Annotated in this window: 11 protein-coding genes; 6 read left to right on the top strand and 5 right to left on the bottom strand. The window is 70.1% G+C overall.

Going from position 1 to position 11,829, the window contains the following annotated elements; translation table 11 throughout:
• Window positions 1-55 precede the first annotated feature (55 nt).
• Entirely contained in the window at window positions 56-1,033 is a 978-nt protein-coding gene (locus Ari01nite_RS38265; protein WP_203787774.1) for a phosphotransferase, read from the bottom strand.
• Window positions 1,034-1,079: 46 nt separating this feature from the next.
• Between Ari01nite_RS38265 and Ari01nite_RS38260 the strand changes: the two genes are divergently transcribed.
• The 4 genes from Ari01nite_RS38260 to Ari01nite_RS38245 all read left to right on the top strand — a co-directional run bounded on the left by Ari01nite_RS38260 (window position 1,080) and on the right by Ari01nite_RS38245 (window position 4,991).
• Window positions 1,080-1,613 (top strand): DUF4240 domain-containing protein, encoded by a 534-nt coding sequence (locus tag Ari01nite_RS38260; RefSeq protein ID WP_203787771.1) that lies wholly within the window; start codon window positions 1,080-1,082, stop codon window positions 1,611-1,613.
• 116 nt (window positions 1,614-1,729) lie between these two features.
• Window positions 1,730-2,569: an MOSC domain-containing protein gene (locus Ari01nite_RS38255; RefSeq protein ID WP_203787768.1), complete on the top strand. Its 840-nt coding sequence runs from the start codon at window positions 1,730-1,732 to the stop codon at window positions 2,567-2,569.
• 185 nt (window positions 2,570-2,754) lie between these two features.
• Window positions 2,755-4,635 (top strand): translation elongation factor 4, encoded by a 1,881-nt coding sequence (gene lepA / locus Ari01nite_RS38250; protein ID WP_203787765.1) that lies wholly within the window; start codon window positions 2,755-2,757, stop codon window positions 4,633-4,635.
• A gap of 80 nt (window positions 4,636-4,715) precedes the next feature.
• The gene (locus Ari01nite_RS38245; protein ID WP_203787762.1) at window positions 4,716-4,991 is read left to right on the top strand and encodes a GlsB/YeaQ/YmgE family stress response membrane protein; all 276 of its coding nucleotides are present in this window, start codon (window positions 4,716-4,718) and stop codon (window positions 4,989-4,991) included.
• A 90-nt stretch (window positions 4,992-5,081) separates the two neighbouring features.
• Here Ari01nite_RS38245 and Ari01nite_RS38240 read toward each other — a convergent pair whose 3' ends face one another.
• The 3 genes from Ari01nite_RS38240 to Ari01nite_RS38230 form a co-directional block, all read right to left on the bottom strand.
• Window positions 5,082-6,734: a PAS domain S-box protein gene (locus tag Ari01nite_RS38240; protein ID WP_203787759.1), complete on the bottom strand. Its 1,653-nt coding sequence runs from the start codon at window positions 6,732-6,734 to the stop codon at window positions 5,082-5,084.
• A 115-nt stretch (window positions 6,735-6,849) separates the two neighbouring features.
• Window positions 6,850-7,713: a hypothetical protein gene (locus Ari01nite_RS38235; protein WP_203787756.1), complete on the bottom strand. Its 864-nt coding sequence runs from the start codon at window positions 7,711-7,713 to the stop codon at window positions 6,850-6,852.
• 304 nt (window positions 7,714-8,017) lie between these two features.
• Window positions 8,018-8,803 carry an enoyl-CoA hydratase-related protein gene (locus Ari01nite_RS38230; RefSeq protein WP_203787753.1) on the bottom strand — a complete coding sequence of 262 codons (786 nt, stop codon included), beginning with the start codon at window positions 8,801-8,803 and terminating at the stop codon, window positions 8,018-8,020.
• 38 nt (window positions 8,804-8,841) lie between these two features.
• Here Ari01nite_RS38230 and hemW point away from each other — a divergent pair, with 38 nt between their 5' ends.
• Window positions 8,842-10,044 carry a radical SAM family heme chaperone HemW gene (hemW, locus tag Ari01nite_RS38225; RefSeq protein WP_203787750.1) on the top strand — a complete coding sequence of 401 codons (1,203 nt, stop codon included), beginning with the start codon at window positions 8,842-8,844 and terminating at the stop codon, window positions 10,042-10,044.
• A 33-nt stretch (window positions 10,045-10,077) separates the two neighbouring features.
• Here hemW and Ari01nite_RS38220 read toward each other — a convergent pair whose 3' ends face one another.
• Complete coding sequence (locus Ari01nite_RS38220) at window positions 10,078-10,623, bottom strand: DUF4870 domain-containing protein (protein WP_203787747.1); 546 nt, start codon at window positions 10,621-10,623, stop codon at window positions 10,078-10,080.
• Between the two features lie 159 nt (window positions 10,624-10,782).
• On the opposite strand from Ari01nite_RS38220, the gene hrcA reads away from it, so the two are divergent.
• Window positions 10,783-11,805: a heat-inducible transcriptional repressor HrcA gene (gene hrcA / locus Ari01nite_RS38215; RefSeq protein ID WP_203787744.1), complete on the top strand. Its 1,023-nt coding sequence runs from the start codon at window positions 10,783-10,785 to the stop codon at window positions 11,803-11,805.
• Window positions 11,806-11,829: the final 24 nt, after the last annotated feature.

The following is an 11,829-nucleotide window of genomic DNA, read 5'->3' as shown; positions in this document are numbered from 1 at the left end:
GATGAACCAGACTACCAGCACCGTTCCGACCCGCCAAAACGGCCTCACCCCGGCGTCACCAGCCCCGCCGGCTCGCCAGCCAGGCCAGTGCCTGCTCGCCGCTGAACCGCTGGTGCTGACGGCTGTGCGGGGAGGCGCTGCTCGGGCCGCCGTCCGCCCGGACCAGCCAATATCCGGCCAGCGCCGCGAGGGCTCCGTCCACACCCTCGGCGGGCGCGTCCCAGGGTTCCAGGTAGGCGTCCGCGTCCAGGCCGCTCGCGAATGCACTGACCAGCAGCGTCACCGTGTCGAACCAGGGCGCGCCGAGGCAGGGCCAGGTCCAGTCGCAGAGCCGGGCGCGGCCGTCCCGGCCGATCAGCACGTTGTCGATCCGCAGGTCGCCGTGCAGGAGGCTGGAATCGGCCGCAAGCGGGGGCAGGGCACGTTCGAGGCCGGCCAGATCGGCGAGGTGTGCCGGGGCGACGGTGCGCTGCGCGGTGCGGGGCATCGGTTCACGGCCGGCGGCGACTTCCGACCACCACGACATTTCGGAACGCAAGATTTCCGGCAACGTGGGTATGCCCACCGCCAGCAGGTCACCGGAGGGGCGGGCCAGGGCGTCGGCGGCGGTCGACCAGGCGGCCAGGGCGGCGGTCAGTTCGGCCGGGTCCCAGGGCAGGGCCGGGACGTGGCCGTCGACGAGTTCCAGGCACAGCACGAAGTGTCCGGCGTCGACCATGGTCCAGAGCGGCCGGGCGGCGTCGACCGCCTCGGGCAGCGCCGCGGTGATCGCGGCCTCTCTCGCGTACCACTCAGACGTCGGATCCTTGAGCGCCGCGGCCTTGACGAAGGCTCCCAGGCCGGACTCTGTGCGAAGCACCGCGGCGAAGGCGCGGGTGAAGCCGCCGCCCGCGCTCCGCGCGAAGGTGACCGGGGCGCCGAGGCGGGTGGAGATGGCTCGCTGCAGGCGTTTGGGCAGGTCTTGCCAATCCGGGCGTACGGCGGTAGTGCCGTAGGCGACGTCGGGAAGTGAAATCGGCCGCACCCGACCCATCCTGCCGTCCCGAATTTTGTCGTACCCCACTGGCAGGATCCTCCCCATGAGAACCGACGACTTCTGGGCCATCATCGGCCGTGCCACCGCCGACCGGCCAGCGTCCCCGGCCGAGGTGGCCAAGCGTGCCGCCGCCGACCTGGCCGCCCATGACCCGGAGGAGATCGTCGCCTGGGCCCGCCACCTCGACAAGGTGATGGTCGCGTCCGGCACCCAGGATCTGTGGGCCGCGGCCTACCTGATCAACGGGGGCTGCTCCGACGAGGGCTTCGACAACTTCCGGGGCTGGCTGATCGCGCACGGGCGGGAGGCCGTGGCGCGATCGGTGCGGTCGCCGGATTCGCTGGCCGACGTCCCGGCGGTGCGGTCCGCCGCCGACAGCGGGGCGGTTTTCGAGGCGGAGGAGGTCTTGTCCATCGCCAACGACGCCTATCAGCAGGCCACGGGGTCCGAGTTGCCGGTCTGGGATCGTCCGGTGACCCGCCCCGACGCCAACGATCTGTGGGATTTCGACAACGAGGAGGAGATGCAGCGACGTTTGCCGAAGTTGTCCGCGCTGTTCCTGATGCCGCCGGAGTGAGGTCCCGATGAGCGGTGCCGGATGAGCGGTGCCGGATGAGCGGTCCCGGATGAGCGGGTCTCGGAGGCCGGATTTGGGGTCGAGCGCAAGGAGGCGCTCGGGAGAGACTCCGGCCCATGACGGCGGAACAGGGGACGGTCGCGGCGGTCAGTTGTAACGACACATACGCGTTCACAAAGCCGGTGCGCGGTGAGATCCGGTTGGTGGCGGGTGTCGGGGTGGCGGGAGATGTGCACGCCGGCGCCTACGTGAAGCACCGCGGCCGGGTGCGGACCGATCCGACGCAGCCCAACCTGCGTCAGGTCCACCTGATTCATCGGGAGCTCTTCGCGGAGGTGGGGGCGAAGGGGTTCGCGGTGGCGGCCGGCGACCTGGGCGAGAACGTGACGACCAGTGGGATCGATCTGCTGGGGTTGCCCACGGGGACGATCCTGCGGTTCGGGGCGTTGCCAGGGGTGACGGCGGGCGCCGGCGGCGGGCCTGGGGCGGTGACGGCGGGCGCCGGCGGGGGGCCTGGGGCGGTGACGGCGGGCGCCAGCGGCGGGCCTGGGGCGGCGCCTGCGGGCGGCGAGTCTGGCGCGGCGGCTGCGGGTGGCGACTCTGGGGTGGCGGGGGCTGGCGGGCCTCTGGCGGCCGTGCTCGGGGTGGCTGCGGCGGCGGCGTTGGATGCGGCTACTGCGGTGTCGGCGGCGGCTGTGGCGGCGGCGGTCGGGCGGGATTTAGGGGATGATTTGCGGCCGGCGGTGATTGTGGCTGGGTTGCGGAATCCGTGTGGGCAGATCAACGGGTTTCGGGCTGGGCTGCTCAACGAGGTGCTGGGCCGGGACGAGCAGGGACGGCTGGTGCGCAAGGCGGGGATCATGGGGGTCGTGCTGCGGGGTGGTGTGGTTCGGCCGGGGGATGCTGTGACGGTGCAGCTGCCGCCGCTGCCGCACGTTCCGCTCGACCGGGTGTGAGCTGGGTCTGAGGGGTCGTCGGGGGCCCGCTTCGGGCGGACCGCAACCGGGGGCGGACCCGGGCGCCTCGCGGTGGGCGGGGAGCTCCTGCGCGGGTGTGATCGGGGCTTGCGCGCGGGCGTGGGACGATAGGACGCGCGCCGGCTGTTCGTCGGTGTCCTTCAGCTTGGGAAGAACGGAAGACCGTGCCTGGACCGCTCGACCATGCCGACAACGTGATCGGAGCTACCGATCCGAGTCGCATCCGCAACTTCTGCATCATTGCGCACATCGACCACGGCAAGTCGACGCTGGCCGATCGGATGTTGCAGATCACCGGGGTGGTCGACCCGCGGCAGATGCGGGCTCAGTACCTGGACCGGATGGACATCGAGCGGGAACGCGGCATCACGATCAAGTCGCAGGCCGTCCGGATGCCGTGGGTGGTTCGTGCGGGGGAGCAGGCGGGGCAGACCGCGGTCCTCAACATGATCGATACGCCGGGGCACGTCGACTTCACGTACGAGGTCTCCCGAAGCCTGGCCGCCTGTGAGGGTGCGATTCTGCTGGTCGACGCGGCGCAGGGGATCGAGGCTCAGACGCTCGCCAACCTGTACCTGGCGATGGAGAACGACCTGCACATCATCCCGGTGCTCAACAAGATCGACCTGCCGGCGGCGCAGCCGGAGAAGTACGCCGCTGAGCTCGCCAAGCTGATCGGGTGCGAGCCCGAGGACGTGCTGCGGGTGTCGGGCAAGACCGGGGACGGTGTGGAGCACCTGCTCGACGAGATCGTCCGGCAGTTCCAGCCGCCGGTGGGTGACGCGGCGGCGCCGGCCCGGGCGATGATCTTCGACTCGGTGTACGACGTGTACCGCGGCGTGGTCACGTACGTCCGGGTCATTGACGGGCGGATCGGGGCGCGGGACCGGATCAAGATGATGTCGACCGGGGCCGTGCATGAGCTTCTCGAAATCGGGGTTGTCTCGCCCGAGATGGAGAAGGCCGGCGCGCTCGGCGTGGGCGAGGTCGGCTACCTGATCACCGGCGTGAAGGACGTGCGGCAGTCCCGGGTCGGTGACACCGTGACCGGCAACAACCGGCCGGCTGCCGAGCCGCTCAGTGGCTACAAAGACCCGAAGCCGATGGTCTACTCGGGCCTCTACCCGATCGACGGCTCCGACTACCCGGCGCTGCGTGACGCGCTCGACAAGCTCAAGCTCAACGACGCCGCGCTGGTCTACGAGCCGGAGACGTCGGCGGCGCTCGGCTTCGGCTTCCGGGTCGGCTACCTCGGCCTGCTGCACCTGGAGATCATCGGGGAGCGGCTGGAGCGCGAATTCAACCTGGACCTCATCTCGACGGCGCCGAACGTGGTCTACCGGGTCTACACCGAGGATGCGGTCGAAAAGGTCGTCACCAACCCGAGCGAGTTCCCAACCGGCAAGATCGCCGAGATTCACGAGCCTGTGGTACGCGCCACAGTTCTGGTGCCGAACGAGTACGTGGGCTCGGTCATGGAGCTGTGCCAGAGCCGGCGCGGCAGCCTGCTCGGCATGGAGTACCTGTCCGCCGAACGAGTGGAACTGCGGTACACGCTGCCCCTGGCGGAGATCATCTTTGACTTCTTCGACCAGCTGAAGAGCAAGACCAAGGGGTACGCGTCACTCGACTACGAGCCGTCCGGTGAGCAGGTGGCGGACCTGGTCAAGGTGGACATCCTGCTGCACGGTGAGCCGGTCGACGCGTTCAGCGCCATCGTGCACAAGGACAAGGCGTACAACTATGGCGTAACCATCGCCTCCAAGCTGCAGAAACTCATCCCGCGGCAGCAGTTCGAGGTGCCGATCCAGGCGGCCATCGGCAGCCGGATCATCGCCCGCGAGACCATCCGGGCGATCCGCAAGGACGTGCTCGCGAAGTGCTACGGCGGTGACATCTCGCGGAAGCGCAAGCTGCTCGAGAAGCAGAAAGAGGGCAAGAAGCGGATGAAGATGGTCGGGCGCGTGGAGGTGCCGCAGGAGGCCTTCATCGCCGCCCTCTCGACATCCGACACACCAGACACCAAGGGGGCAACAAAGAAATAGGGCGGTTTGGTTTCTCCGAAGGTCGGGAAATTGGGGCTCGACGGACGCAACAGATGCTCCACCCCCGAGGAGGAAACCTCATGACTGTCACCGGCATCATCACCGCCATCGTCGTCGGCCTGATCATCGGCGCTCTGGGCCGCCTGGTCGTACCGGGCAAGCAGAACATCCCGATCTGGCTGACCATCGTGGTCGGTATCGTTGCCGCCCTGCTGGGCACCGTGATCGCGCGGGCCGTCGGTGTGGCGGACACCGCCGGCCTGGACTGGACGGAGCTGCTGTTCCAGATCGTCCTCGCGGCCGTTGGTGTCGCCCTGGTGGCCGGCATCGGCGGGCGTCGCCGCATCACCCGGTAACTGAATCCCCGCAGCGAAGCGCCAACCCCTCCCCGGGTTGGCGCTTCGTCGTGTCTGGGGCGGAGCAAAGATGTCTGGGGCGGAACAAAGTCAGTAGCGGAACTTGTGCTGGGCGCTGCGGCGGTTGATCCAGGCCGGTAGGGCGTCCACGTTTTCGACGTGGGGCTGCCTTTCGCCCGGGTCGCGAGCCTCGGTGACGTTTCGCATGGTCACTACGTAACCCTGGACCAGGCGATCGTCGCGCAAGTCACGGTAGGTGGCCTCGACCAGGATCTGGCTGTCGTCGGCGCGGCGCAGGGAGCAGAACAGGGTGCCGTCGCCGTTGCCCAGGAAGGCGCGGCGCAGTTGGCCCTGGTCGTCGGGGTGGACCAGGTCGGTGAGGGTGGCCAGCGGGGAGAGATTGTGGCCGCCCAGGAGGTCGTGCAGGGCGGGGCTGGCGTAGCGGATGCGCTGATCCTCGTCGATGACGACCATGAGGTCGGCTGTGTTGCTGATCACAGTGCGGAGGTACTGGTCGCTGTCGCGGCGGCCGACCGCCTCGACCAGGTTGATCCGGTCCAGGGCCAGCGCGGCCTGGCCGGCCAGGACCTCGAGGGCGTCGCGGGTGGCCATCAGGACGTCGCGGCGGCCGGTCAGGATCAGGGCGCCGCCGTGCGGGCGGGCCACCGACATCGGTTCCAGCCACAGTGGGCAGACCAGGGTGCCCTCGTCGCGGGTGCCCTGGTCTGCGGTGTCCGCCACCCACCAGCTGCGGGCGTCGGCGTCCGGGGAGGAGCGCTGGGCCGGGGCCGGGTCGTGGTCGTCGGACGAGTCGGGGGTGAACGCGACGCGGTGCACGGCGGCCGGTGGCATCAGGGCGGCCACGGCGGCGCGTACCGCCTCGTCGACCGCGGGCAGGTCGGCTGCCGACACCAGGGCGCCGCTGGCGGTGCGCAGGGCGCGCTCGCGGGCCGCGGCCTGGCTGTTCTGCCGGATCGAGTCGGCCAGGCGGGTGATCGTGAGCAGCAGGGTCAGGGCACCGGCCACCGCGATGACCACGCCGTCGCGGATCTCGCCGGTCAGGGCCTCGATCAGCAGGACCGCCGGCGGCGTGGCCACGGCGAGGCACAGCATGACGGCCCGGCGGCCACCCCACGGGGTCGGCCGGGGGCGCATCGGCTGAGTGAGCCGGGCCATCGACGGGTGCAGCGCGGCGAGGCCCCAGGTCACGTAGAGCACCACGTACCCGCCTTCGGTGAGCGGGCCTGGCGCCAGCGGGTAGGCGATGTCGCCGGCCAGCATGCCGATCGAGCCGGCCAGCAACAGGGCGGCCGCGACGTTGCGTCCGGCCGCGTGGACCAGGCGGGCCGCGACGCCGATCAGGAGCAGGTCGCCGATCACGTCGGCGGCCGAGATTGCCCCGATCTGCCCGCTCGAACCGATCACGAAAACCCAGACCACCAAAAGCGAGGAGCAGCCGAACGCGAGCAGGTCGATCAGCCGGGCGCGGTCGACCAGCAGCGAACCGTCCCGGGTGAACTGGAGGAGCGCGGCCGCGACCAGCACGAACATGGCCAGGTAGCACCCCTCGGCCACGGACGTCAGGGGCAGCGCGTAGAAGACGTCACCGATCGCGAGGCAGGCGATCGCGCCGGCCAGCAGCAACCAGGGTCCGAACCGGTTGGGCCGATGCCATCCGAGCCCGATGACGATCGCCAGACAACTTCCGGCACCCAGCAGGATCCATTCGATCGCCCTCGACACGTTCTACTTAGTACCAGGGCGGTAGCTGTCTGTCCACGTCGGCTTATACGCTGTGCTATTCATGCGCCGAATCGACGGGCGTCACGGAGAGCTATCGACAGCACATAACTCACGGTCAGCTGTACACGTGAGCGATGACGCGGCTTTCGTCGGTGCCGGCCGCGGCGGTTACCCGCTGCCACTTTCCATCCGGGGCGTGCCACTCGAGATCCGCGAAACGTACCCGTTCGAGGCCGGTGTCCGAGGCGTGCGAGACGAGCCAGTGCGCGTACCGCCAGCCGGTGCTGCGGTCGGCGACCGTGACCGTGACGCTGCCGGTCTGCTCGGCGGTGGGCGCGTGGGTCAGGCCCTTGCCCCAGTCGAGCTTGAGACCCTCGACCAGGGCGGCCGCGGCGGCGGCACCGCGCAGCACCGGCGCGCCGGTGACCGTGCACTCGACCGCGCCGGTGGCCCGGCCGGTCAGGGCCATGGCGAGCACGGCGGATTCGTCGGCCCATTTCTCGTACGCGTTCGGGTAGGCCGAGCGCTGCACCTTTTGCGCGGCGTCGGTGACCCGCATTTTCTGCCAGCCCTTGACCTTTCTCAGGGAGGCGTAGAACTTGTCCGCGGCGTACCGGGGATCCTGAATTTTTTCGGGGGTGCCCCAACCCTGGCTGGGCCGCTGTTGGAAGAGGCCGACGGAGTCACGATCGCCGCTGTCGAGATTTTCCAGCTTGGATTCCTGGAGGGCGGTGGCGAGGGCGACCACCACGGCTCGCTCGGGCATGCCGCGGCGCAGGCCAACCGCGCTGATCGTCGCGGCGTTGGCCATCTGGACGGAGTCGAGGGTGACCTCGCCGTCGGCGCGGACGGTGCACTCGGGGCCGAGTCTGGGCAGCTTGATGTCGCCCGAGAAGCTGCGCACCAGGGCGACGAAGCCCAGCGAGCCGACCAGTGCCAGCACCGCAACCACCACCAGCGGCGTCCTGCGCACCCACACCTCCTAGACGGGCCCCCGAGGGGGTCAGGTAACAAGCGTAATCAACGACCGCACGGCCCCCGCGTCACCACCGGCTGTGCGGTGCGGCGCGCGTCACCGCCTGAGGTCGATGGGACACGGGAGGTTGCGCCGCGCCGCACCTTGTCGCGATTTACCGGGCGATAAGGGATTAATCGGAAGAGTGGCCGCCCGGTGCGGCGGCGTGGTGGGGCGGGTGCGGGGTGGTGCGGCGTGGTGAGGCGGGTGCGGCGTGGTGGGGCGGGCGCCGAGTGCTGCGGGCGGCATTTGGCGGTGGGAGAGGGCTTCATGGGGTGGGTTCGGCGGGGATGGGGAGCCAGGACGGGGGGCGCTTTTCGCGGAAGGCGGTCACGCCCTCCCGGCCCTCGGCGGAGCGGAAGTAGCCGGCTGAGCGTTCGGACAGGTCGGACAGGTCGGCTCGGATCGACGGGGCCGGGGTGCGGCGCAGCAGTTGCTTGGTGCCGGCCAAGGCCAGCGGGCCGCCGCGGACCAGAGCCGCGCAATAGGTGGCCACCGCCTCGTCCAGGGCTCCGGCCGGGACTGCCCTGGTGACCAGGCCGATCTCGGCTGCCCGGTGGCCGTCGAAAACCTCGCCGGTCAGGTAGAGCTCGGCTGCCGCGCGGGCGGTCAGGCGGGGGAGGACCGTGGCGCTGATGACAGCCGGGATCACGCCCAGGCGGACCTCGGAGAAGGCGAAGGTGGCCTCGTGCGCGCAGACGGCTATGTCGGCGGCGGCGATCAGGCCCAGGCCGCCCGCCCGGGCGGGGCCGGCTATCCGGGCCACCACCGGCTTCGGGAACTCCCAGAGGGCGGCCAGCACGTCGGCGATCATCTCGGCGGGGACCCGGCCGGTCTCCCTCGCCTCGGCGGTTTCCTTGAGGTCGGCGCCGGAGCAGAAGACCGTGCCGGTGTGCGACAGCACCACGCAGCGGACGGCCGGGTCGGTGAGCGCGGTGCCCAGCAGGTCGAGGAACTGGCGCATCAGGGGAGTGGACAGGGCATTGCGGTTGGCGGGGCTGTCGAGGGTCAGCGTGGTCACCCCGGCGTCGGTGGCGGAACGGACCAGATCCATGCCGGAACCCTAAACGGGGCGGGGTGCACACTTGACGGATGGCTGGTGTGCTTCCCGACGGTGATCCGGTTCCCGCGGACGGGTCGTTGCCCCCGGGAGTTGCCGAGACGGCCGGCTCGCGGGGCTTTGCGGTGTATGTGCACGTGCCGTTCTGCGCCAGCCGGTGTGGCTACTGCGACTTCAACACGTACACGGCCAGCGAGTTGGGCGGCGGCGTCAGCCGGGACACTTACGTGGACACTGTGCTGGCCGAGCTCCAGCTCGGAAAAAGTCTAATAAATCCGAAAAGAGTGGACACCGTGTTCGTGGGCGGGGGAACGCCGACCCTGCTCAGCGCGGACGACCTCGGGCGGATCCTGGCGGCGGTCGACGACGCGTGGGGGCTCAGCCCGGACGCCGAGGTCACCACCGAGGCCAACCCGGAGTCGGTCGACGCCGGCTACCTGCGCCGGCTGCGGTCGCACGGCTTCAACCGGATCAGCCTCGGCATGCAGTCGGCCAGCCCGGCCGTGCTGCGCATCCTCGACCGGCAGCACACCGCGGGCCGGGCGCCGGCCGCCGCTCTCGAGGCGCGGGAGGCGGGGTTCGAGCACGTCAACCTCGATCTGATCTACGGCACGCCGGGGGAGACCGCGGACGACTTCGCAGCTTCGCTGGCCGCGGTGGTCGGTGCGGGGGTGGATCACGTCAGCGCGTACGCCCTGATCGTCGAGGACGGCACCCGGATGGCCGGGCGGATGCGCCGCGGCGAGATGCCGTACCCCTCGGACGACGTCGCGGCGGACCGCTACCTGGCCGCCGAGGCCGCCCTGACGGCGGCGGATTTTGGCTGGTACGAGGTCTCCAACTGGGCCACCAGCGCGGCGGCGCGGTGCCGGCACAACCTGCTCTACTGGACCGGGGCGGACTGGTGGGGGCTGGGGCCGGGCGCGCACAGCCACGTCGGCGGGGTGCGCTGGTGGAATGTCAAACACCCGTCGGCGTACGCGAAAAGGCTGGCCGACGGTGTCTCGCCGGGGCACGCGCGGGAGGTGCTCAGCGACGAGGACCGCCGGATGGAGGACATCATGTTGCGGGTCCGCCTGCGCGAGGGCATCCCGTTGGCCCGGGTCGACGCGGTCGGGGCCAAGCAGGCACTCGCCGACGGTCTGCTGGAGCGCAGCGCGTACGAGGACGGGAATTTGATCTTGACCTTGCGGGGCCGGCTGCTCGCCGATGCGGTGATCCGCGACGTCGTGTAAGGGCGCCGGGCCCCCGCCCCGGCGCCGACGGAACTACTTGATGAACTGCACACTCATGGGGTAGTTGTACGGCTCGTTGTTGTTCGCCTTGATGCCGGCGATCACGCCGAAGATCACCGCGACGAGCCAGGCGGCGAGCGTGATGAACAGGCCGATGCCGATGCACATCGTCACGTAGCCGATCAGCGCCACGATCGTCCAGAGGATCTGGAAGTTCAGCGCCTTGACGGCCTCGGCGCGCACGATCGGGGACTGCTGGCCGCGGGCGAGCATCGCGATCAGCGGGACGATCCAGCCGCCGCAGCCGCCACCGAGGAAGGCGCCGCCGGCGCCGCCGAAGTGGGCGAGCAGGATCCAGGTCTTGTCGTCCTGCTGCGGGCCGGGTTGCGGGCCGTACCCATACTGGGGTGCACCTCCGGGCGGCGGCGGGTAGCCCCCAGGCGGCGGGGGAGCGTACCCGCCCGGGGGCGGTGGCGGCGGTGCCGATCCGGAAGTCGGGTCGTTAGCCGCATAAGGGTTGAATGGCGCGGTGGGGTCGTGCGGATTACCTTCACCGGGCGGGCGAGGCGGTTCAGTCATGGCAGACACCGTAGGGCCGCAGGTCATCAGGGTCGAGAGCGACATGCGAATCAGGTCGGGGAATAGACAGCAGGCTCGATCATCGCGCTGCCGCGCGCGGGGACGTAGACTGGCACTCTGTCGGTCGGAGTGCCAGGAACGCCCGGAGGGAGGGGTCATATGAGTCTGGATGACCGCAAGCTCGAGGTGCTGCGGGCGATCGTCGAGGACTACGTGGAGACCCAGGAGCCGGTCGGCAGCAAGGCGCTGGTCGAACGCCATCAGCTGGGCGTCTCGCCGGCCACCGTGCGCAACGACATGGCCGTGCTGGAGGAGGAGGGCTACATCCGCCAGCCGCACACCAGCGCCGGCCGGGTGCCGACCGACGCCGGGTACCGCCTGTTCGTCGACCGGCTGTCCAAGGTCAAGCCGCTGACCCCGGCCGAGCGCCGGGCCATCGAGCGGTTCCTGATCGGCGCGGTCGACCTCGACGACGTCGTGCACCGCACCGTGCGGCTGCTGGCCCAGCTGACCCGGCAGGTCGCGGTGGTGCAATATCCGTCGCTGGCCCGGTCCAGCGTGCGCCACCTCGAACTGGTGCCGATCTCCACGACCCGGGTCATGCTGGTGATGATCGCCGACACCGGCCGGGTCGAGCAGCGCCTCGTCGAGTTGCCCACCCCGGTCGCCGCCGACGACGTCACCGACCTGCGTCGCAAGGTCAACGAGAAACTCGCCGGTCAGCGGATGGCGGACACCCCGCCGCTGGTCCAGGGTCTGGTCGACGAGTGCTCGCCGGACCGCCGCGGCACCATGGCCTGCCTGGCCAGCGTGCTGCTGGAGACCCTGGTCGAGCGCAGCGAGGAACGGCTGGCCTTGGCCGGAACGGCGAACCTGACCCGGGGCGGTGTGCTGGACTTCCAGGGCACGCTCCGCCCGGTGCTGGAGGCGCTCGAGGAGGAGGTCATCCTGCTCAAGCTCATCGGCGAAGTGGAACCGAGCAAGACCAGGGTCCGGATCGGTGACGAGAACGAGATCGACAACCTGCGGTCGGCCTCGGTGGTCAGCACCGGTTACGGACCGGGTGCGACGATCGTTGGTGGGCTCGGCGTGCTGGGGCCCACCCGGATGGACTACCCCGGCACCATCGCTACTGTGCGCGCGGTGGCACGCTACGTTGGCGACCTGCTGGCACAGAACTGACGGAATCGCGCTGACATTGAGGAC

This window comes from Paractinoplanes rishiriensis (genome assembly GCF_016862375.1).
In the GTDB taxonomy this organism is placed as follows: Bacteria; Actinomycetota; Actinomycetes; order Mycobacteriales; family Micromonosporaceae; genus Actinoplanes; species Actinoplanes rishiriensis.
The sequence above is the reverse complement of the archived record's forward strand: the minus strand, read 5'-3'. Positions and strand labels throughout refer to the sequence as shown.

What these genes read in the sequence shown, in the direction of transcription:
- Ari01nite_RS38265 (WP_203787774.1), bottom strand. Translation starts at nt 1,033, where the DNA reads ATGGGTCGGGTGCGGCCGATTTCACTTCCCGACGTCGCCTACGGCACT.
- Ari01nite_RS38260 (WP_203787771.1), top strand. Translation starts at nt 1,080, where the DNA reads ATGAGAACCGACGACTTCTGGGCCATCATCGGCCGTGCCACCGCCGAC.
- Ari01nite_RS38255 (WP_203787768.1), top strand. Translation starts at nt 1,730, where the DNA reads ATGACGGCGGAACAGGGGACGGTCGCGGCGGTCAGTTGTAACGACACA.
- Ari01nite_RS38245 (WP_203787762.1), top strand. Translation starts at nt 4,716, where the DNA reads ATGACTGTCACCGGCATCATCACCGCCATCGTCGTCGGCCTGATCATC.
- Ari01nite_RS38230 (WP_203787753.1), bottom strand. Translation starts at nt 8,803, where the DNA reads ATGGATCTGGTCCGTTCCGCCACCGACGCCGGGGTGACCACGCTGACC.
- hemW (WP_203787750.1), top strand. Translation starts at nt 8,842, where the DNA reads ATGGCTGGTGTGCTTCCCGACGGTGATCCGGTTCCCGCGGACGGGTCG.
- Ari01nite_RS38220 (WP_203787747.1), bottom strand. Translation starts at nt 10,623, where the DNA reads ATGACTGAACCGCCTCGCCCGCCCGGTGAAGGTAATCCGCACGACCCC.
- hrcA (WP_203787744.1), top strand. Translation starts at nt 10,783, where the DNA reads ATGAGTCTGGATGACCGCAAGCTCGAGGTGCTGCGGGCGATCGTCGAG.